Consider the following 20,810-nt stretch of genomic DNA (forward strand, 5'->3'; position numbering starts at 1 on the left):
TTATTGCGCCTGGCGGTCGAGCTTCTTCAGAAACACGGTCATTTCCTTCTCCGCCTGCTTGTCGCCATGGGCGCGGGCAGCTTCCAGACCCTGCTCCCACGCCTGCCGCGCGGCGGCGTGCTCGCCCAGTGCAAGCTGGGCCTTACCCAATAACTTCCACGCCGCCGAGTACTTCGGATCGAAGCCGACGCAGCGCTGAAAATGTTCGGCAGCCTTGGCGTTCTCCCCCAGATCCAGATAACCCTTGCCCAGGCCGAAGCGCAGCAATGAGTTATCCACACCCTTGGCGAGCATTTTTTCCAGGGATTCGAGCATGGGTGGAGTCCTTTTCTAGTGCGTCAGAAAGATCTGCGGTGCCGCCATCGCTGGCAAGCCAGCTCCCACAAGGATCTCGGGTGCACATCACATGTGTGAACAACCGAAAAACCTGTGGGAGCTGGCTTGCCAGCGATGGGGCCAATGAAGGCACCGCTCATTCAGGATCAGAAGAAGCTCAGCCCCACATGAAACAGCTTCTCCACATCGCGGATATGCTTTTTATCCACAAGGAACAGAATCACATGGTCACCCGTTTCGATCACCGTATCGTCGTGGGCGATGATCACTTCTTCGTTGCGGATGATCGCGCCAATCGTGCTGCCCGGCGGCAGGCCGATTTTCTCGATCGGCCGGCCGATGACCTTGCTCGACTTCGCATCGCCGTGGGCAATCGCCTCGATGGCTTCCGCCGCACCCCGACGCAGTGAGTGCACGCTGACGATATCGCCACGCCGTACGTGAGCGAGCAAAGTGCCGATGGTCGCCAGTTGCGGACTGATGGCGATGTCGATGTCGCCGCCCTGGATCAGGTCGACGTACGCCGGGTTGTTGATGATCGTCATCACCTTCTTTGCCCCCAGCCGTTTGGCCAGCAGCGACGACATGATGTTGGCTTCGTCATCGTTGGTCAGCGCGAGGAAGATGTCGGCGTCGGCAATGTTCTCTTCCAGCAGCAGATCACGGTCCGAGGCGCTGCCCTGCAACACCACGGTGCTGTCGAGGGTGTCGGAGAGATAGCGGCAGCGTGCCGGGTTCATCTCGATGATCTTTACCTGATAGCGGCTTTCGATGGCCTCGGCCAGACGCTCGCCAATCTGCCCGCCACCGGCAATCACGATGCGCTTGTAGGTTTCGTCGAGACGGCGCATTTCGCTCATCACCGCGCGAATATTCTCACGGGCGGCGATGAAGAAAACTTCGTCGTCGGCCTCGATCACCGTATCGCCCTGCGGCAGGATCGGCCGGTCACGGCGGAAAATCGCCGCGACCCGCGTCTCCACATTCGGCATGTGCTCGCGCAACTGGCGCAGTTGTTGACCCACCAGCGGTCCGCCGTAATAGGCGCGCACCGCCACCAGTTGCGCCTGGCCTTCGGCGAAATCGATCACTTGCAGCGCGCCCGGATGCTGGATCAGACGCTTGATGTAGTTGGTCACCACCTGCTCGGGGCTGATCAGCACGTCGACCGGAATCGCTTCATTCTGGAACAGCTGTTCTTCGCGATTGAGGTAGGACGCTTCGCGCACCCGGGCGATCTTGGTCGGGGTGTGGAACAGCGTGTGCGCGACCTGACAGGCGACCATGTTGGTTTCGTCGCTGTTGGTCACCGCCACGAGCATATCGGCATCGTCGGCGCCGGCCTGGCGCAATACCGACGGCAGCGAGCCGCGGCCCTGAATGGTGCGGATGTCGAGACGGTCGCCGAGGTCGCGCAGGCGTTCGCCGTCGGTGTCGACCACGGTGATGTCGTTGGCTTCGCTCGCCAGGTGTTCGGCCAGCGAACCGCCGACCTGCCCCGCGCCGAGGATGATGATTTTCATCCAGTCACTCCGTTGAATCCGTTTAGCCGCGCGCGGCAGCGATCTTGATCAGCTTGGCGTAGTAGAACCCGTCATGCCCGCCCTGCTGGGCCAGCAGTTGGCGACCGTGGGGCTGTTTGATCCCGGCGGTGGTCGCCAGATCCAGTTCGCGGGCACCCGGCGTGCGCTCGAGAAACGCGGCGATGACGTCGGTGTTCTCGGTTGGCAAGGTCGAGCACGTGGCGTAGAGCAAAATGCCGCCGACTTCGAGGGTTTTCCACAGGGTGTCGAGCAGCTCGCCTTGCAGTTGCGCGAGGGCGGCGATGTCGTCGGCCTGACGGGTCAGCTTGATGTCCGGATGGCGGCGGATCACGCCGGTGGCCGAGCACGGCGCGTCGAGCAGGATGCGCTGGAACGGCTTGCCGTCCCACCATGCTGCGGTATCGCGTCCGTCAGCGGCGATCAGTTCGGCGCTCAGGCCCAGCCGATCAAGGTTCTCCTTTACGCGCACCAGACGTTTGGCTTCCAGATCCACGGCCACCACACCGGCCAGCGCCGGTTCGGCTTCGAGGATGTGGCAGGTTTTGCCACCGGGGGCGCAGCAGGCGTCGAGCACCCGTTGGCCCGGCGCCAGATCGAGCAGATCGGCGGCCAGTTGCGCGGCTTCGTCCTGCACGCTGATCCAGCCTGCGGCAAAACCCGGCAGGCTGCGCACGTCGGTGGCGGCTTCGAGGACGATGCCGTCGCGGCTGTAAACACACGGCGTGGCAGCGATGCCAGCGTCGCTGAGCATGCCGAGATAGGCGTCGCGGCTGTGATGCCGGCGGTTGACCCGGAGGATCATCGGCGGATGCGCGTTGTTCGCGGCGCAGATCGCTTCCCACTGTTCTGGCCAGAAGGCTTTCAGGGATTTTTGCAGCCAGCGCGGGTGGGCGGTGCGCACCACCGGGTCGCGCTCAAGTTCCGCGAAAATCGTCTCGCTTTCGCGCTGGGCGTTGCGCAGCACGGCGTTGAGCAATCCCTTGGCCCACGGCTTTTTCAGCTTGTCGGCGCAACCGACGGTTTCGCCGATCGCCGCGTGCGGCGGCACGCGGGTGTAGAGCAATTGATAGAGACCGACCAGTAGCAGCGCCTCGACATCGGCGTCGGCAGCCTTGAACGGCTTCTGCAAAAGCTTTTCCGCCAGTGCCGACAGCCGTGGCTGCCAGCGCGCAGTGCCGAACGCCAGATCCTGGGTGAAACCGCGATCGCGGTCTTCGACCTTGTCCATTTGCGTTGGCAGGGAGCTGTTCAACGACGCCTTGCCACTGAGCACGGCGGCGAGTGCCTTGGCGGCGGCCAGACGCGGGTTCATTGCGCGTCCACCGCAGCACCCAACACAGTGCCAACGGCAAATTTCTCGCGGCGGCTGTTGAACAGATCGGCGAAGTTCAGCGCCTTGCCGCCGGGCAGTTGCAGGCGGGTCAGGCACAGTGCCTGCTCACCGCAGGCGACGATCAGGCCGTCCTTGCTGGCGCTGAGGATTTCACCCGGTGCGCCTTTGCCCTCAGCCAGCGTCGCGGCCAATACCTTCAGCGCTTCGCCGTTGAGGGTGCTGTGGGTAATCGGCCATGGGTTGAAAGCACGCACCAGACGCTCCAGCTCAAGCGCCGGACGACTCCAGTCGAGACGCGCTTCATCTTTGTTCAGTTTGTGGGCATAAGTGGCGAGCTTGTCGTTCTGCACTTCGCCTTCGAGGGTTCCGGCAGCCAGACCGGCAATCGCCTGGACCACGGCGGGCGGGCCCATTTCGGCGAGGCGGTCGTGCAGCGTGCCGCCGGTGTCGTTGGCGCTGATCGGGGTCACGACCTTGAGCAGCATCGGTCCGGTGTCGAGGCCCGCTTCCATACGCATCACGGTTACGCCGCTTTCGGCATCACCGTGTTCCACGGCGCGCTGGATCGGCGCCGCACCGCGCCAGCGTGGCAGCAGCGAAGCGTGGCTGTTGATGCAGCCCAGGCGCGGAATATCCAGCACGGCTTGCGGCAGGATCAGGCCGTAGGCGACCACCACCATCAAGTCCGGCTTCAGTGCGGCGAGTTCAGCCTGAGCCTCAGCGTTGCGCAGGGTCGGCGGCTGCAACACCTGGATATTATTTTCCTGCGCCAACTGCTTAACCGGGCTCGGCATCAGTTTTTGCCCACGACCGGCCGGACGATCCGGTTGGGTGTAGACCGCAACGATCTCGTAAGGGCTGTTCAGCAGGGCCTTGAGATGTTCGGCGGCGAATTCCGGGGTGCCGGCAAAAACGATGCGCAGTGGCTCAGTCATGAAAGGAGTCTCATAAAAAGAAAAAGGCTTGCCGCAGCAAGCCTTTGAAGAGGGGCATCAAGCGTTCTGGCGGTGCAGCTTTTCCAGTTTCTTCTTGATCCGGTCGCGTTTGAGCGTGGACAGGTAATCGACGAACAACTTGCCATTGAGGTGGTCGCACTCGTGCTGGATGCACACCGCGAGCAGGCCTTCGGCGATCAGTTCGTAAGGCTGGCCATCGCGGTCCAGTGCCTTGATTTTGACCTTCTGCGGGCGGTCGACGTTTTCGTAGAAACCCGGCACCGACAGGCAGCCTTCCTGGTATTGATCCATCTCGTCGGTCAGCGATTCGAACTCGGGGTTGATGAACACCCGGGGTTCGGTGCGGTCTTCGGAAAGGTCCATCACGACGATACGTTTGTGCACGTTGACCTGGGTCGCGGCGAGGCCGATGCCCGGCGCTTCATACATTGTTTCAAACATGTCATCGACCAACTGACGCACTTCGTCGTCCACTACAGCCACAGGCTTGGCGATAGTACGCAGACGCGGGTCCGGGAATTCGAGGATGTTTAAAATGGCCATAGGCTGATTGCTGCACGTATTGAGTAAAGTCGGGTCGATGGCCTGGCAGGTCCGAAGATGCAGGCTACCGTTGTGAAGCGTAGCTAATGCAATTTGCAGTAGCGAGCCACGGGGGCTCTGACGGTTCACGCGAACGCACATGATAAAGGGATTCGCTGCATGAGGAAAACACTACTCGCCCTGCTGCTTCTGGCTACGGCCGCGGCTGCGCAAGGGCAAGTGCAACTCAGGGATGGTTTTCCACAGCAATACACGGTGGTTTCGGGAGACACCCTCTGGGACATTTCCGGCAAATACCTGCGCGAGCCCTGGCAATGGCCACAGCTGTGGCGGGCCAATCCGCAAATTGAAAACCCCAACCTGATCTACCCCGGCGACACGCTGACGCTCAGTTACGTCAACGGCCAGCCGCAACTGAGCCTCAAGCGCGGCGAGTCACGGGGCACCATCAAGCTGTCGCCACGCATCCGCACCAGCCCGGTGGCCGAGGCCATTCCGAGCATTCCGCTGAAATCGATCAACAGCTTTCTGCTGAGCAACCGCATCGTCGACAAGGTCGAGGACTTCGACAAGGCGCCGTACATCGTCGCCGGCGATGCCGAGCGCGTATTGAGCGGCACCGGTGACCGAATCTTCGCTCGCGGGCATTTCGACCCGAATCAGCCGGTGTACGGCATCTTCCGCCAGGGCAAGGTCTATACCGACCCGCAGACCAAGGAGTTCCTGGGGATCAACGCCGACGATATCGGTGGCGGTGAAATCGTCGCCACCGAAGGCGACGTCGCCACCCTCGCCCTGCAACGCACCACTCAGGAAGTGCGTCTGGGCGACCGCCTGTTCAGCGGCGAAGAGCGCTCGGTCAATTCGACCTTCATGCCCAGCGCCCCGAGCACCCACATCAATGGACTGATCATCGACGTGCCGCGCGGCGTTACGCAGATCGGCGTAATGGACGTGGTCACCCTGAACAAGGGCAGGCGCGACGGCCTCGCCGAAGGCAATGTGCTGGTGGTGATGAAAACCGGGGAAACCGTGCGTGACCGGATCACCGGCCAGCCGCTGAAAATTCCTGACGAACGGGCCGGTCTGCTGATGGTGTTCCGCACCTACGACAAGCTCAGTTACGGCCTCGTACTCAACGCATCACGCTCGTTGGCGGTGCTCGACAAGGTGCGAAATCCTTAGCAGGCTTAACAAGTTACCAACAGAGTTATCCACAGCTTGTTCCGAATGGTTCGGGACTTATAACGATCAAGGATGATCCATGATGCTGTCTGCCAGTACCTCCATTTCCCCTGCGGAACTGGAAGCGCGTCTGCGCCTGCACCGCTTGCCGGAAATCGGCCCGAAACGTTTTGCCAAGCTGCTTGAAGCCTTCGGTTCGGCGTCAAAAGCCATCAGTGCGCCGGGCAGTGCCTGGCGTGCGCTGGGTTTGCCGGCGGCGTGCAGTGACGCTCGGCGCAGTTGCGAAGTGCGTGATGGCGCGAGCCATGCGTTGCGCTGGCTAGAGCAGCCGCAGCAGCATGTGCTGATGTGGGATCAAGCAGATTACCCGGCGCTGCTGGCGCAGATTCCCGACCCGCCACCGCTGTTGTTTGTGGCCGGCGATCCGCTGATTCTGGAAAAACCGCAACTGGCGATGGTTGGCAGTCGCCGCGCTTCACGTCCGGGCATGGACACCGCCGCAGCGTTTTCCCGTAGCCTGGCCGGGGCCGGTTTTGTCATCAGCAGTGGTCTGGCGCTGGGTATCGATGCGGCGGCCCATCAAGCGGCGCTGGACGTCGGCGGACAAACCGTCGGCGTGCTTGGCACGGGGCTGGAAAAATTTTATCCACAGCGCAATCGACGCCTTGCCGATGCAATGATCGCCTCCGGCAGCGCGGTGCTTTCAGAGTTTCCCCTGGACGCCGGCCCGACGGCGAGCAATTTTCCCCGACGCAACCGGATCATCAGCGGTCTGTCCCTTGGCGTGCTGGTGGTCGAGGCCAGTGTCGCCAGCGGTTCGCTGATCACCGCGCGACTGGCGGCGGAACAGGGTCGCGAGGTCTATGCGATTCCTGGCTCGATTCACCACCCCGGCGCGCGTGGTTGTCACCAGTTGATACGCGACGGTGCGGTGCTGGTGGAAACCATCGAACACATCCTCGAAGCCCTGCGCGGCTGGCAGCAGCTGCCTTTATCCACAGAGATGCCGGAGGCCGGACACCCGTTGCTTGCCTTGCTGCATGCAGCGCCGCACACCAGTGAGGCTTTGGCCGACAGCTGTGGCTGGGCGTTGCCCAAAGTGCTGGCGGCGCTGACCGAACTGGAAATGGACGGCCGTGCGGTGTGTGAAAACGGTCGCTGGCTGGCCAGGACACGCTAGGTTTTACAGGGAAGATCGGTAAACTGCGCAAAACCTGTTTGCGGAGAGTTTTTTCATGGTCAACAGTTGGCGTGTGCAACAAGCCGCACGAGAGATTCGCGCCGGGGCGGTGATTGCCTATCCAACCGAAGCCGTCTGGGGGCTGGGTTGCGACCCGTGGAACGAAGAGGCAGTGGATCGGCTGCTGGCGATCAAGAACCGTTCGGTGGACAAGGGCCTGATCCTGGTCGCCGACAATATCCGTCAGTTCGACTTCCTGTTCGAAGATTTCCCGCAAGAATGGATCGACCGTATGGCCAGCACCTGGCCGGGGCCGAACACCTGGCTGGTGCCGCATCAGAACCTGTTGCCGGAATGGGTGACGGGCGTGCATGACACCGTGGCTTTGCGGGTCAGCGATCATCCGCAGGTGCGCGATCTGTGCTCGATGGTCGGGCCGTTGATCTCGACTTCGGCCAACCCGCAGGGGCGGCCGGCGGCGCGCACGCGGTTGCGCGTCGAGCAGTATTTCCGTGGGCAGATCGATCTGATCCTCGGCGGCCAATTGGGGGGGCGCAAGAACCCCAGCGTGATCCGCGATCTGGCAACCGGCAAGGTCATTCGTCCCGACTGATCCTGCGTCGAAAGCCTTAACCATGAGTCCTCCTCGCCTGACTGGCGAGGAGGACTACGCGTGCCTGCGATTCATCCTGCAATGACGCTGTTTTCCATGTCGGAAAAGTCGCCAAGTGTCCGTATTCATTGATATTTCCCACCTGATTATCAGATTTTCTGGCGTGGCGGAATTGCCAAAAGCAACCATCCTTTCCCTGCACTTGAAACACTTCGATAAGTTAAGGTCTGCGGAGAAAGAATGGACACTACGAATTTGCAACTCACGGATTACCTGCGGGCGCTTCAGGTGACGTTGAAGAGTCACCATGACGGGTGTCGCATCGTGACGCTTGAGGCGGGGGCGGATACTCAGGAGTTCGACCGGTTTATCGATCGACAATTTCGGCTTCGGCTGCAGCATTACATGCTGACTTCACGGGCGCGGATGCTCGAAACCAGACTGGCGATAAAGTCGCGCAGTACTCACTTTCTGCTGTATCGCCACGATCAACTGCTGGCGGTATTGAGGGCGACTCCGGCACCGTTCGAATGGGTATCGCTGGCGCAGCAACACGTTTCTCCCACGGCGGCGCTGTCGCGCCATGTCGAATTCAGCCGCTTGATCTCCTACACACCCCATCAGCTACCGATCGCGGTCAATGGTCTGTTGGCAGCCGCTACCGAATGGGCCATCAAACGCGGCTATAAGGGCGTGACCGCGTTGTGCAGATCGCAACAGTTGCGCTTTTACCAGCGATTCGGGCTGATGCCGATCGCCTCCAACGCGCTGCACATCGAACAGCGCGCACGCGGCGATTACTGGGTGGTGTCAGCCGAATGGCGGCAAATCCTCGCGGCGGTTCAACCGCCGGATCACGCGACGGTTGGCCATTTGGTGCAGAAACCGCAGGAGTGTCATCTGCCGAGGTGTTGAACGCGTTCGAACGGTGTTGCCAGCCAGGAAGTTGCAACCCTGACTGGCAAGCCGCCGAAGGTGGATCAGGGCAGCAGGATGGTCGAGCCGGTGGTGCGTCGCGCCGACAGTTCGGTCTGCGCCTTCGCCGCATCAGCCAGTGGATAGCGCTGGCTGATGTCAACCTTGAGCTTACCGCTGATGATCATCTCGAACAGTTCGTCGGCCATGCGCTGCAGGTTCTCGGCGTTGTTGGCGTAGGTCGCCAAGGTTGGCCGGGTCACGTACAGCGAACCCTTGGCCGCGAGAATCCCCAGATTGACCCCGTCCACTGCACCGGAGGCGTTGCCGAAACTCACCACCAGTCCGCGCGGCGAGACGCTGTCGAGCGAGGTCAGCCAGGTGTCCTTGCCGACGCCGTCGTACACCACCGGGACTTTCTGGCCATTGGTCAGCTCCAGCACCCGCTCTGCCACGTTTTCGTGGCTGTAATCGATGGTCGCCCAGGCGCCGTTGGCCTTGGCCAGTTCGGCTTTTTCCTTCGAGCTGACCGTACCGATCAGTTTCACGCCCAGCGCCTTGGCCCATTGGCAGGCCAGCGAACCGACACCCCCGGCAGCGGCGTGGAACAGTATGGTTTCGCCGCCCTTGAGTTCATAGGTCTGGCGCAGCAGATACTGCACGGTGAGGCCCTTGAGCATGACCCCGGCAGCGGTCTCGAAGCTGATCTCGTCCGGCAGCTTCACCAGATTGGCTTCGGGCAGGGTGTGCAACTCGCTGTAGGCACCCAACGGGCCGCTGCCGTAGGCGACGCGGTCGCCGACCTTGAACCGGGTGACGTCGCTGCCCACCGCATCGACGATGCCGGCACCTTCCGCACCCAGACCGGACGGCAAGGCTGGCGGGGCATACAGACCGCTGCGGTAATAGGTGTCGATGAAGTTCAGGCCGATCGCCTTGTTGGCCACCCGGACCTGATTCGGGCCGGGCGCGGCGGGCTGGTAGTCAACATACTCGAGCACTTCGGGACCGCCATGGGCACGGAACTGGATACGCTTTGCCATCTGCCTGCTCTCCTTGGGTCGTTTGTAAGCCCCCTATCCAACTCCCCTGCTTGATCTTCGTCAACTGCGGCACGCTTGCCTGCGGTGTTATGCTACGCGCCCATTTGCGCCGCCCCCTGCCTGCGGGGCGTGCGCGTAGTTATGCCCGATTCAAGGTGAAGCCATGACGACCCGCACCGACGCCGTAAAGGCCTATCTGCTCGACCTGCAAGACCGCATCTGCGCCGCGCTGGAAACCGAGGACGGCGGTACGCGCTTCGTTGAAGACGCCTGGAGCCGGCCTGCCGGTGGTGGCGGCCGCACCCGCGTGATCGAGAACGGTGCGGTGATCGAAAAGGGTGGCGTCAACTTTTCCCACGTGTTCGGCAGCGGTCTGCCGCCGTCGGCCAGCGCCCATCGTCCGGAACTGGCCGGTCGCGGTTTCGAAGCCCTCGGCGTGTCGCTGGTGATTCACCCGCACAATCCACATGTGCCAACGTCCCACGCTAACGTGCGCTTTTTCATCGCCGAGAAGGAAGGTGAAGAACCCGTCTGGTGGTTCGGCGGCGGCTTCGACCTGACCCCGTATTACGGCAACGAAGAAGACTGCATCCACTGGCACCGCGTCGCCGAGCAAGCCTGCGCGCCGTTCGGGGCGGACGTCTATCCGCGTTACAAGGCGTGGTGCGACACCTACTTCCACATCAAGCATCGGCACGAACCGCGCGGCATCGGCGGCCTGTTTTTCGATGACCTGAACGAGTGGGACTTCGACACCAGTTTTGCCTTCATGCGCGCCATCGGCGACGCCTACATCGACGCTTACCTGCCGATCGTGCAGCGCCGCAAGCACGAGGCGTTCAGCGCCAAACAGCGTGAATTCCAGGAATTCCGCCGTGGCCGTTACGTCGAATTCAACCTGGTTTACGACCGTGGCACGCTGTTCGGCCTGCAATCGGGCGGGCGTACCGAGTCGATTCTCATGTCGCTGCCGCCGCAAGTGCGCTGGGCCTATGACTTCAAAGCCGAGCCCGGCAGCGAGGAAGCGCGCCTGACCGACTACTTCCTGCAAGACCGCGACTGGTTGGCCCAGGCCTGAGGACTGTTGATGGATCGTTACGTCGTATTCGGTAACCCGATCGGCCACAGCAAGTCGCCGATGATTCACAAACTGTTCGCCGAACAGACCGGGCAGCGCCTGGACTACACCACCCTGCTGGCGCCGCTGGACGGCTTCAGTGCCTGCGCCACGGCGTTCTTCCAGGAAGGTCGTGGCGCCAACGTCACCGTGCCGTTCAAGGAAGAGGCCTATCGTCTGGCGAACAGCCTGACCGCCCGTGCACAACGCGCTGGTGCGGTGAACACGTTGAGCAAACTGGCCGACGGTTCGCTGCTGGGCGACAACACCGACGGCGCCGGTCTGGTCCGTGACTTGACGGTGAATGCCGGGTTCAGCCTGACCGGCAAGCGCATTCTGCTGCTCGGCGCCGGCGGCGCGGTGCGTGGCGCGCTGGAGCCGTTGCTGGCGGAAAAACCGGCGTCGGTGATCATCGCCAATCGTACGGTGGACAAAGCCGAGCTGCTGGCGGAGTTGTTCTGTGATCTGGGGCCAGTGTCGGCCAGTGGTTTCGACTGGTTGCAGGAGCCGGTGGACGTGATCATCAATGCCACCTCCGCCAGCCTCACCGGCGACGTGCCGCCGATTGCAGCAAGCTTGATCGAGCCGGGCCAGACCCTGTGCTACGACATGATGTACGGCAAGGAACCGACCGCGTTCTGCCGTTGGGCCAGCGAGCATGGCGCGGCGGTGTCGATGGATGGTCTGGGGATGTTGGCTGAACAGGCTGCCGAGGCGTTTTTCCTGTGGCGCGGGGTGCGCCCGGATACGGCGCCGGTATTGGCCGAGCTACGCCGCCAGTTGGCGCAATAACAGAGTCTTTGTGGCGAGCAAGCTTGCTCCCGCTCGGGTGCGAAGCGCCCGCAACCGGCTTTGGGCTGCTGCGCCGCCAGCGGGAGCAAGCTCCCTCGCCACAGAGGTCTGGTATGGCCGGCAGGTCAGTCCTCAAACCGGATCGGGCATTTTTCCGGCCCTTCCAGCTTGCGCAATTCCTCCACCACCTGCGGCCGCGCCCGGCGCAGGGTCAGGCTGCGATCCTGACGCAGCAGGCGCCGCGCCTCCTGATGCAGCATTTCCACTCCCGAGTAATCGATGAAGTTGATCTGCTGCGCTTCGATCACCACCCGCGTGCCGTGCAGCCGTTGCAGGCGCACTTGCAGGTAATGGCTGGCGCCAAAGAAGATCGAGCCACCAACCCGCAGCACGTCCTCCTCACCCTCGCGCCAATGCTGCACTCGCGGTTGCGAGGTGCGCTTGAGGTAGAAGAACAGCGACGCCAGCACTCCGGCATAGATTGCTGTCTGCAATTCCAGCAGCAGCGTAGCGAGGCAGGTCAGCGCCATGACCACGAACTCGGCGCGGCTGACCCGCAGCAATGAGCGGATCCCGCGATGATCCACCAAACCCCAGGCAATCAGCAGAATGCTCCCGGCCATGGCGGGAATGGGAATGTGCGAAATCAGCCCGGCGCCGAAAATCGCGAACAGCGCGACCCAGATCGCCGAAAACACCCCGGCCAGCGGCGAGCAGGCACCCGCTTCGTAACTCAGGCCCGAGCGGGTGAACGAGCCGGCTGACAGCGATCCGGAAAAGAACGCCCCGACGATGTTCGACAAACCCTGCGCGCGGACTTCCTGATTGGCATCGAGCAACTGCTGCGAACGCGCGGCAATCGAACGGGCAATCGACAGGCTGGTGACCAGCCCGAGCATGCCCACCGCCACCGCGCTCGGCAGCAAGCGCAGGATCAGGTCCAGATCCAGTGGCAAGCCACTGAACGGCGGCAAGCGCCCGACAAAGGCGCTGACCCGATGTACATGGCCGAACATTGATGGCCACAGCCACACCAGCAGGCTGGCCAACACCAACGTAATCAACAACGTCGGCCAGCGTGGCAGCAGTTGTTTCAGCACCACGCCAACCACCACGGTGGCCAGGCCGAGCAGCAAAGAGGGTTTATCCACAGCCCTGAGGTGGTTCAACAAATCCATCAGACTGGCCAGCGCCGTGGCTTTGGCCGGCAGGTCCAGCCCCAGCAGATTGGGTAACTGGCCGATGGCAATCACGACTGCCGCGCCGAGGGTGAAACCGAGCACCACTGAATGCGAGACAAAATTCACCAAAGCGCCGAAGCGCAGCAACCCCAGCAGCCACTGAAAAATTCCCGCAAGGAAAGTCAGCAACAGGATCAGCGTGATGTAGTCCTGTGACGCGGGCACGGCCAAGGGACTGACGCTGGCATACAGCACAATCGAAATTGCTGCAGTCGGGCCACAAATCAGATGCCACGACGAACCCCACAGGCAGGCGATCAGCACCGGGATGATCGCGGCGTAGAGGCCGTATTCCGGGGGCAGGCCGGCGATCAGCGCGTAGGCGATCGACTGCGGTAGCGCGAGAATGGCGCCGCTGAGGCCAACGACCAGATCCCGGCCGACACTGGCGCGGGTTTGCCGCGGCAGCCAGGTCAGGAAGGGGAAAAGTGAGTGGCGACTGGGCAGGGCCATGGGTCCTCGCGGTTGGGGTTTCAGGTAAAGCCTAACAGGACAGTACGGTCATTGTGGTGAGGGGATTTATCCCCGATGGGCTGCGAAGCAGCCCTGAATCCACTAGTCGCGGTAGATCTGACATACCGTGAATTCAGATTTAAGGGCCGCTTTGCGGCCCATCGGGGATAAATCCCCTCACTACAAGAAGCGGGTTGGACTGGATCAGAGTTTGGCCTTCACCGCTGGCAAAGCATCCTTGCCATCGACGGTCTTCACCCCCTCCAGCCACTTGTCCAGCACCGCCGGATTGGCCTTGATCCATGCCTTCACCGCATCGGCATTGCTGACTTTCTTGTTCACCACCTCGGCCATGATGCTGTTCTCCATGTCCTGAGTGAACGACAGGTTGGTCAGCAACTTGCCCACGTTCGGGCAAGCCTCGGCGTAGCCCTTGCGCGTCAGGGTGTAGACGCTGCCGGTGTCGCCGAAATACTTCTCGCCGCCCTTGAGGTAATGCATCTTCAGCTGCACGTTCATCGGGTGCGGGGTCCAGCCGAGGAAGGTGACGAATTTCTGCTTCTTCACGGCCCGCGAGACTTCGGCGAGCATCGCTTGTTCGCTGGATTCGATCAGCTTCCACTGACCAAGGTTGAAGTCGTTTTTCTTGATGATTTCCTGCAGCGAAATGTTCGCGGGCGCGCCGGAACCGATGCCGTAGATTTTCTTGTCGAATTTGTCCGCGTATTGGTTCAGGTCGGCAAAGTCATGCACACCGGCATCCCACACATAATCCGGGACGGCCAGGGTGAATTCGGTGCCGTCGAGGTTCTTCGCCAGTTGCGTGACGTCACCGGTGGCGACGAACTTGTCGTAGAAGCCCTGCTGCGCCGGCATCCAGTTGCCGAGAAAGACATCCACCTGGCCGTCCTTCAGACCGCCGAAGGTGATCGGTACCGCGAGGGTGTCGACCTTGGCCTTGTAGCCCATGCCGTCCAGCAGAAACCCGGTGATGGCGTTGGTCGCGGCGATGTCACTCCAACCCGGGTCGGCCATTTTCACCGTTTCGCAGCTTTGCTCGGCAAATGCCGACGCGCTGCCCAGAGCCAGCAGGCCTATCGTCAGTACTGTGGATAACTTGCGCATGGACTTCCCCTTACATTATTGGTTTTGGCAGGGTTGTGGATAACGAGCCTTGCGTTCCAGATCGTCGAGGTCGATGTGGTTGCGCATGTACTGCTGACTGGCGTCCACCAGCGGCTGGTGGTCCCAGCTCTTCAGCTTGCCGATGGTCAGGGCATCGGCGACAAAACGACGACGGCGCTGGCTGGCGAGGACCTCACGGTGAATGGCCGGCATGTCCCATTTGGCCCGCGCTTCGGCGAGAAAATCGTCGAACAGTTGGCGATGTTGCGGTGACTGGCTGAGTTCTTCGAGTTCACGCGGGTCGTTGTGCACATCGAAGAGTAGGCAAGGGTCGCTTTCGCTGTAGATAAATTTGTAGGCGCCGCGGCGGATCATCATCAGCGGGCTGACCGTACCTTCGGCCATGTATTCGCCGAACACTTCGTCATGCCCGCCCTGCCCTTGCAGATGCGGCACCAGGGAGCGGCCGTCCAGCGGCAGATTCGGTTCCAGGCTGCCGCCGGCCAGTTCGACGAAGGTCGGCAACAGGTCGGCGGTGGAGACGGCCGAGCTGACACGGCCCGATTTGAACTGACCGGGTGCACTTATCAACAGGGGCACGCGAGCGGCCATCTCGAACCAGTGCATTTTGTACCAGAGGCCCTTTTCTCCCAGCATGTCGCCATGGTCGCCGGAGAAGACGATGACGGTGTCGTCCATCAGCCCACAATCTTCAAGGGTTTTCAGGAGTTTGCCGACGTTGGCATCGATATAGCTGCAAGCACCAAAGTATGCGCGCCGCGCATCGCGGATTTTATCCACAGGCAGTGGCTTGTCCCACAGGTCGTAGACCTTGAGCAGGCGTTGCGAATGTGGATCGAGGGAATGTTGATCAGGCGTCGTCGGAAGCGGGATATCCGCATCGTCGTACAAATCCCAGAACGCCTTGGGAATGGTGTATGGATCGTGTGGGTGCGTCATCGACACGGTCAGGCAGAACGGTTGGTCGCCGTCCTCGCGAATGTGGTCGAACAGGTATTGCTGGGCCTTGAACACCACCTCTTCGTCGAAGTCGAGCTGATTGGTGCGCACGCACGGCCCGGCCTGCAATACCGACGACATGTTGTGATACCAGCTCGGGCGCACGTCCGGTTCGTCCCAGTTCACCGCCCAGCCGTAGTCGGCCGGGTAGATGTCGCTGGTCAGACGCTCTTCGTAGCCGTGCAATTGGTCCGGGCCGCAGAAATGCATCTTGCCTGACAGCGCGGTGCGGTAGCCGAGGCGGCGCAGGTAGTGGGCGTAAGTCGGAATGTCAGCGGGAAAGTCGGCGGCGTTGTCGTAGGCGCCGATCTTGCTCGGCAGCTGGCCGCTGACCAAGGTAAAACGCGACGGCGCGCACAACGGGCTGTTGCAGTAAGCGGCATCGAACACCACGCCCTGGGCGGCGAGGCGCGAAAGATTCGGCAGTTTGATCGGCGACGGGCCGTAGATCGGCAACATTGGCGCGGCCATTTGATCGGCCATGATGAAAAGAATGTTCTTGCGCTTCATGTGATCGCGGCATTCCATAGTGAATAGTTATGCGACATTGCTGCGATCGAGCATGGAGTCCATGCTCTGTCGGGTAAAGCCCGCCCCGGACAATGACTAGGATAAGCACAGCTTATGTATGAAGCCCTCGGCAATCTGTCACTCGATCTGTTACGTGCCTTCGAAGCGGCGGCCCGTCACCGCAGTTTTACTGCGGCGGCGGTTGAGCTGGGCACCACGCAGCCAGCGATCAGCCAGCAGATCAAGCGTCTGGAAGAACAGCTGGGAGCACGACTGTTTGACCGGATCTATCGCGGTATTGAACTGACCGAGGGCGGCGCGATCCTGTTCGAGCAGGTTCAGCTCGGTTTGCAGCATATTGACGCAGGATTGAGTGCGATCAGCACGCAGCAACAACACGAGGTATTGCAGGTCGCCACCGATTTCGCCTTTGCCGCCTATTGGCTGATGCCGCGCCTGCACCGCTTCCATGAAGCCAATCCGAACGTCGATGTCAGCCTGGTCACCAGCGAGCGCAACCACAACATGCTGCGCACCGACATCGATGTCGCGATCCTGTTTGGTGACGGGCGCTTCAAACAGGGCGAAAGCCATTGGCTGTTCAGCGAAGAAGTGTTCCCGGTGTGCAGCCCGCAACTGCTCAAGGAGCGCGCCCTGCCTTTGCCTGCCCAGGCGTTGCTGGAGTTTCCGCTGCTGCATCTGCGCGGGGAAAACAGCAGCAACTGGTTTGACTGGAGCGGGCTGTTTCGCGAACTGGGCATCAGCACCCCGCCGGCACCGGGGCAATTGCGCTTCGACAACTACACGCTGTTGATTCAAGCGGCGATTGGCGGCCAAGGCGTGGCCATCGGCTGGCGCCACCTTGTGGATAACTTGCTGAGCCAAGGCTTGCTGTGTCGGCCGATCGCCGAGACCACGTTGTCGCGCCTGGGTTATTACGTGGTGCTGCCGCAACGCAAACGCCGGGGCGCGTTGATTCAGCAGTTTGTAGACTGGTTGATGGCCGAGCAGGCCAGCAGCGCCGAATCCCTTGCCGGGGTGGCGCTGCCGTCGATTGCGGTTTGAACATCAAAAACAACTCTCTGTAGGAGCTGCCGCAGGCTGCGATCTTTTACGTATCCGACGTCGCCACAAAATTCACATGCTGCCCGACATGCAGGTTCAGCCGCAGCTCATCGGCAATCCCCACCGCGACCCGGTTCAGCCGCTCCAGCGGCTCCGCCAGCCCTGGCTCAAGATTGCCGCCGACCTGGCTGAAATGCTCGATGGTCAGCCCCGCCACGCCATGAGGTGCGTTCACCAGCGTCCACTGCAGCGGACTGCTCTGCAGGGCTTCGCGGATTTCTTCGGCGGCGTGGCGTTGCAGGCCGTCGTCCAGTTCCGGCTCGTCGAGCACGGCAAAATTCCCCACCAGAAACAGCCGTGAAACATTGGCCGCTTGCAGGCCGTCGACCAGCGCATCGACCGCCAGCACTTGTTCCACCGGCCCGAGCACCACGGACCTTTCCACATGGTCGCTGCTGAACGGCAAGCCCGGCGCGTCCAGCAGACAGATCACTGCCGAGCTGCCCGCTACGCTTTGCTTGACCCGCTCGGCATCGAACAAATCGCCGCTTTTGGTGCGCAGGCCGGGACGTGGCGCGAGTACGTTCAAATCGTCGAGAATCGTGATGACTTCGTGCTGGCGTCGCAGCAACTCAGCCATCAACGCACCGCCCAGGCTGGCCATGGCACCATAGAGCACCACTTTCACCGTCGGGGTTTCGGCATTTTTCATGGCTGATCCTTTTTATAATCCCTTGTATGGCGTGTGACATATGGGCACCGCCCAGGGTTCGAACCGATTTGCGAGGGTTTCAGATGCCAGCGATCAAGGGCTACCACGCCCACATCTATTTCGATGCCGACACCATCGATCAGGCACGCGCGTTGTGTGAGCAAGCCGCGCAGTCGTTTCCATTGAAGATGGGCCGCGTTCATGAACGCCCGGTCGGCCCGCACCCTGACTGGAGCTGCCAGTTGGCCTTCGGCCCGCAGATGATCGGCGAGGTATTGCCGTGGCTGGCACTCAATCGCAAGGGCCTGGTGGTGTTCCTTCACCCCGACACCGGCGACGATTTGCTCGATCACACCGAGCACGCGATCTGGATGGGCGCGATGCGGCCGCTGGACCTGTCTGTTTTCCGGTCAACGAAAGGTAGCTGAAAGGTTGCCCGATTAGGATCGCCGCCACTACCGGCAACAGACCGGTTGGCCAACGCGTGTGATCGCTCGCACGTCAGGCCCAATTAACAACAACAATGGTGATTCTGATGTCCTCTGTAGCCCGCCTTCTCGCTGAAACTCCGCCCGTACGTCTCGTGCTTCCCGTTCTGCGCTGATCCCCTGCGATCCGCTCACTCAATTAGCCGCGCTACGCCTGGAGTAATCCCATGCTGACTTTCCTTGGCTTTGCCATGGTCATCACGTTCATGTTCCTGATCATGACCAAGCGCCTGTCTGCGCTGATCGCCCTGATCATCATCCCGATCCTGTTCGCCCTGTTCGGTGGTTTCGCGCCGAAGATCGGCCCGATGATGCTCGAAGGCATTACCAAGCTTGCGCCGACCGGCGTGATGCTGATGTTCGCCATTCTGTACTTCGCCCTGATGATCGACTCTGGCCTGTTCGACCCGGCCGTGCGCAAGATCCTCAAACTGGTCAAGGGCGACCCGTTGAAAGTTTCGGTCGGTACCGCCGTGCTGGCGCTCGTCGTCTCCCTCGATGGTGACGGCGCGACCACTTACATGATCTGCGTGGCCGCCATGCTGCCGCTGTACAGCCGCATCGGCATGAGCCCGCGGATCATGGCCGGTCTGATCATCCTCGCCGGTGGCGTGATGAACATGACCCCGTGGGGTGGCCCGACCGCCCGCGCCGCCAGTGCGCTGCATGTGGACCCGTCGGACATCTTCGTGCCGATGATCCCGGCGATGGCCGCCGGTGTGGTGGCGATCCTGATCATTGCCTACTTCTACGGCAAACGTGAACGTGCGCGTCTGGGCGAGTTGCACCTGATCGGCGACGAGATCGATCACAGCGAAATCAGCGTCTCGCAGTTCCCCGATGCCCGCCGTCCGAAGCTGATCTGGTTCAACGGCCTGCTGACCCTGGCGCTGATGTGCACCCTGATCGCCGGCCTGCTGCCGCTGCCGGTGCTGTTCATGGTGGCGTTCAGCATCGCGATGATCGTCAACTACCCGTGCCTGCAAATGCAGAAGGACCGCGTGGCGGCCCACGCCGGCAGCGTGCTGTCGGTGGTCAGTCTGATTTTCGCGGCGGGTATCTTCACCGGTATCCTGTCCGGAACCGGCATGGTTGATGCCATGTCGAAAAGTCTGTTGGCAGTGATTCCGGACTTCCTCGGCCCGTACCTGGCGGTAATCACGGCGCTGGTAAGCATGCCGTTCACGTTCTTCATGTCGAACGACGCGTTCTACTACGGCGTGTTGCCGGTGCTCTCCGAAGCGGCCAGCCATTACGGCATCACCGCGGTGGAAATGGCCCGTGCCTCGATCGTCGGTCAGCCCGTCCACTTGCTCAGCCCGCTGGTACCGTCGACGTACCTGCTGGTGGCGCTGGCCGGTATCGAGTTCGGTGACCACCAGCGTTTCACCCTGAAGTGGGCAGTGCTGGTCTGCCTGTGCATACTGGTGGCCGCCTTGCTGCTGGGGACATTCCCGCTGTTCAGCACGATGTAACGGCATTCACTCACCATGACGCCAGCTGCTTGCTGGCGTCATGGTTTAACACTCGCTCAAAGGAATACACATGGATTGGCTGACCAACCCCGAAATCTGGGTTGCCTTCTTTACTCTGACCGCCCTGGAAATCGTTCTGGGCATCGATAACATCATCATGATTTCGATCCTGGTCAGCCGCATGCCCAAGCACATGCAGCAGCGCACGCGGATCTTCGGCCTGGGTCTGGCGATGATCACGCGGATCCTGTTGCTGCTGTCGATCACCTGGGTCATGCGCCTCACCGCCGACCTGTTCGTGGTGTTCGGCCAGGGCATTTCCGGGCGCGACCTGATCCTGTTCTTCGGTGGCCTGTTCCTGCTGTGGAAGAGCTCGCAAGAGATGTACCACGCGCTCGAAGGCGAAGACGAAAGCGGCGACGAGCCTTCGGGCAAGGGCGGCAATTTCCTCTACACCATCATCCAGATCGCGATCATCGACATCGTGTTCTCGCTGGATTCGGTGATCACCGCCGTCGGCATGGTCTCCCATGTGCCGGTGATGGTCGCGGCAATCGTCGTTGCCGTGCTGGTGATGATGGCGGCCTCGGGCAAGATCAGCGAATTCATCGACAAGCACCCGTCGCTGAAGATGCTGGCGCTGTCGTTCCTACTGGTGGTCGGTACCGTACTGATCGCCGAAGCGTTCGATGTGCATGTACCAAAAGGCTACGTGTACTTCGCCATGGCGTTCTCGCTGGCGGTGGAAGCGATCAACATCAAGATGCGCACCGCGATCGCCAGGAAGAAAAAACAGCAGGACCCGGTGAAGCTGCGCAAGGATGTGCCGGGGCAGTAACCCGGTAGTCCGATAGCAATACAAAACCTGTGGGAGCTGGCTTGCCAGACGCCCACAGGTTTTTTTTCCAGCGGATTTTGAGCTCGTACACAAACCCTGTGGGAGCTGGCTTGCCAGCGATAGTGGCGTGTCAGGCAACATCAATGTCGCCAGTGCTGCCGTCATCGCTGGCGAGCCAGCTCCCAAAGGGATTTGGGTGATTGCGCGGGTTGTGGATAAAGCCATTTTCATGACACTTTTGTTTCAATCCGCACTTTAGCTGTGCAATGCTGGCGCCCAGTCCGTTAGCCGACTACAGCTTAAGTACAAGACGTAGAAACCGCGCG

General features: G+C 61.4%; 20 protein-coding genes. 10 read left to right on the forward strand and 10 right to left on the reverse strand.

The window, feature by feature from the left end; translation table 11 throughout:
* From AC193Q_RS20380 to def, 5 genes are all read right to left on the reverse strand, one after another.
* Positions 1 to 315 (reverse strand): tetratricopeptide repeat protein, encoded by a 315-nt coding sequence (locus AC193Q_RS20380; protein WP_007960748.1) that lies wholly within the window; start codon positions 313 to 315, stop codon positions 1 to 3.
* A gap of 167 nt (positions 316 to 482) precedes the next feature.
* A complete protein-coding gene (trkA, locus tag AC193Q_RS20385) occupies positions 483 to 1,859 on the reverse strand; it encodes a Trk system potassium transporter TrkA (RefSeq protein WP_003220233.1) in 1,377 nt (458 codons plus the stop codon).
* Positions 1,860 to 1,881: 22 nt separating this feature from the next.
* Entirely contained in the window at positions 1,882 to 3,192 is a 1,311-nt protein-coding gene (rsmB, locus tag AC193Q_RS20390; protein WP_121182888.1) for a 16S rRNA (cytosine(967)-C(5))-methyltransferase RsmB, read from the reverse strand.
* Complete coding sequence (gene fmt, locus AC193Q_RS20395) at positions 3,189 to 4,148, reverse strand: methionyl-tRNA formyltransferase (RefSeq protein ID WP_047297428.1); 960 nt, start codon at positions 4,146 to 4,148, stop codon at positions 3,189 to 3,191. Before fmt ends, rsmB begins: the two co-directional genes overlap by 4 nt.
* 57 nt (positions 4,149 to 4,205) lie before the next feature.
* The gene (gene def / locus AC193Q_RS20400; RefSeq protein WP_027610272.1) at positions 4,206 to 4,712 is read right to left on the reverse strand and encodes a peptide deformylase; all 507 of its coding nucleotides are present in this window, start codon (positions 4,710 to 4,712) and stop codon (positions 4,206 to 4,208) included.
* 159 nt (positions 4,713 to 4,871) lie between these two features.
* On the opposite strand from def, the gene AC193Q_RS20405 reads away from it, so the two are divergent.
* The 4 genes from AC193Q_RS20405 to AC193Q_RS20420 all read left to right on the forward strand — a co-directional run bounded on the left by AC193Q_RS20405 (position 4,872) and on the right by AC193Q_RS20420 (position 8,605).
* The gene (locus tag AC193Q_RS20405; protein ID WP_121182890.1) at positions 4,872 to 5,897 is read left to right on the forward strand and encodes a LysM peptidoglycan-binding domain-containing protein; all 1,026 of its coding nucleotides are present in this window, start codon (positions 4,872 to 4,874) and stop codon (positions 5,895 to 5,897) included.
* A gap of 79 nt (positions 5,898 to 5,976) precedes the next feature.
* Entirely contained in the window at positions 5,977 to 7,077 is a 1,101-nt protein-coding gene (gene dprA, locus AC193Q_RS20410; RefSeq protein WP_121182892.1) for a DNA-processing protein DprA, read from the forward strand.
* Positions 7,078 to 7,132: 55 nt separating this feature from the next.
* Positions 7,133 to 7,690 carry an L-threonylcarbamoyladenylate synthase type 1 TsaC gene (tsaC, locus tag AC193Q_RS20415; RefSeq protein WP_007962683.1) on the forward strand — a complete coding sequence of 186 codons (558 nt, stop codon included), beginning with the start codon at positions 7,133 to 7,135 and terminating at the stop codon, positions 7,688 to 7,690.
* Between the two features lie 240 nt (positions 7,691 to 7,930).
* Complete coding sequence (locus AC193Q_RS20420) at positions 7,931 to 8,605, forward strand: hypothetical protein (protein WP_121182894.1); 675 nt, start codon at positions 7,931 to 7,933, stop codon at positions 8,603 to 8,605.
* A gap of 65 nt (positions 8,606 to 8,670) precedes the next feature.
* On the opposite strand, the gene AC193Q_RS20425 is transcribed toward AC193Q_RS20420, so the two are convergent.
* Complete coding sequence (locus AC193Q_RS20425) at positions 8,671 to 9,648, reverse strand: NADPH:quinone reductase (protein WP_121182896.1); 978 nt, start codon at positions 9,646 to 9,648, stop codon at positions 8,671 to 8,673.
* Positions 9,649 to 9,811: 163 nt separating this feature from the next.
* On the opposite strand from AC193Q_RS20425, the gene hemF reads away from it, so the two are divergent.
* Entirely contained in the window at positions 9,812 to 10,726 is a 915-nt protein-coding gene (gene hemF, locus AC193Q_RS20430; protein WP_041073630.1) for an oxygen-dependent coproporphyrinogen oxidase, read from the forward strand.
* A gap of 9 nt (positions 10,727 to 10,735) precedes the next feature.
* A complete protein-coding gene (gene aroE / locus AC193Q_RS20435; protein WP_047297433.1) occupies positions 10,736 to 11,557 on the forward strand; it encodes a shikimate dehydrogenase in 822 nt (273 codons plus the stop codon).
* A 125-nt stretch (positions 11,558 to 11,682) separates the two neighbouring features.
* On the opposite strand, the gene AC193Q_RS20440 is transcribed toward aroE, so the two are convergent.
* From AC193Q_RS20440 to betC, 3 genes are all read right to left on the reverse strand, one after another.
* Positions 11,683 to 13,251 (reverse strand): SulP family inorganic anion transporter, encoded by a 1,569-nt coding sequence (locus AC193Q_RS20440; protein ID WP_121182898.1) that lies wholly within the window; start codon positions 13,249 to 13,251, stop codon positions 11,683 to 11,685.
* Positions 13,252 to 13,455: 204 nt separating this feature from the next.
* On the reverse strand, positions 13,456 to 14,376 hold the full coding sequence (gene choX, locus AC193Q_RS20445) for a choline ABC transporter substrate-binding protein (protein WP_121182900.1): 921 nt from the start codon (positions 14,374 to 14,376) through the stop codon (positions 13,456 to 13,458).
* Positions 14,377 to 14,391: 15 nt separating this feature from the next.
* Positions 14,392 to 15,906, reverse strand: a complete 1,515-nt coding sequence (betC, locus tag AC193Q_RS20450) for a choline-sulfatase (RefSeq protein WP_121182902.1) — start codon at positions 15,904 to 15,906, stop codon at positions 14,392 to 14,394.
* Positions 15,907 to 16,020: 114 nt separating this feature from the next.
* Between betC and AC193Q_RS20455 the strand changes: the two genes are divergently transcribed.
* Entirely contained in the window at positions 16,021 to 16,971 is a 951-nt protein-coding gene (locus tag AC193Q_RS20455; RefSeq protein WP_095667921.1) for a choline sulfate utilization transcriptional regulator, read from the forward strand.
* 46 nt (positions 16,972 to 17,017) lie between these two features.
* On the opposite strand, the gene AC193Q_RS20460 is transcribed toward AC193Q_RS20455, so the two are convergent.
* Positions 17,018 to 17,683: an NAD(P)-dependent oxidoreductase gene (locus AC193Q_RS20460; RefSeq protein WP_041073642.1), complete on the reverse strand. Its 666-nt coding sequence runs from the start codon at positions 17,681 to 17,683 to the stop codon at positions 17,018 to 17,020.
* 83 nt (positions 17,684 to 17,766) lie between these two features.
* Here AC193Q_RS20460 and AC193Q_RS20465 point away from each other — a divergent pair, with 83 nt between their 5' ends.
* The 3 genes from AC193Q_RS20465 (at position 17,767) to AC193Q_RS20475 (ending at position 20,484) form a co-directional block, all read left to right on the forward strand.
* Positions 17,767 to 18,111, forward strand: a complete 345-nt coding sequence (locus AC193Q_RS20465; protein ID WP_047297438.1) for a DOPA 4,5-dioxygenase family protein — start codon at positions 17,767 to 17,769, stop codon at positions 18,109 to 18,111.
* A 227-nt stretch (positions 18,112 to 18,338) separates the two neighbouring features.
* Positions 18,339 to 19,646: a CitMHS family transporter gene (locus AC193Q_RS20470; RefSeq protein WP_041073646.1), complete on the forward strand. Its 1,308-nt coding sequence runs from the start codon at positions 18,339 to 18,341 to the stop codon at positions 19,644 to 19,646.
* 70 nt (positions 19,647 to 19,716) lie between these two features.
* A complete protein-coding gene (locus AC193Q_RS20475; RefSeq protein ID WP_047297439.1) occupies positions 19,717 to 20,484 on the forward strand; it encodes a TerC family protein in 768 nt (255 codons plus the stop codon).
* The last annotated feature ends 326 nt before the right edge of the window (positions 20,485 to 20,810 follow it).

This window comes from Pseudomonas sp. F2 (assembly GCF_057174385.1).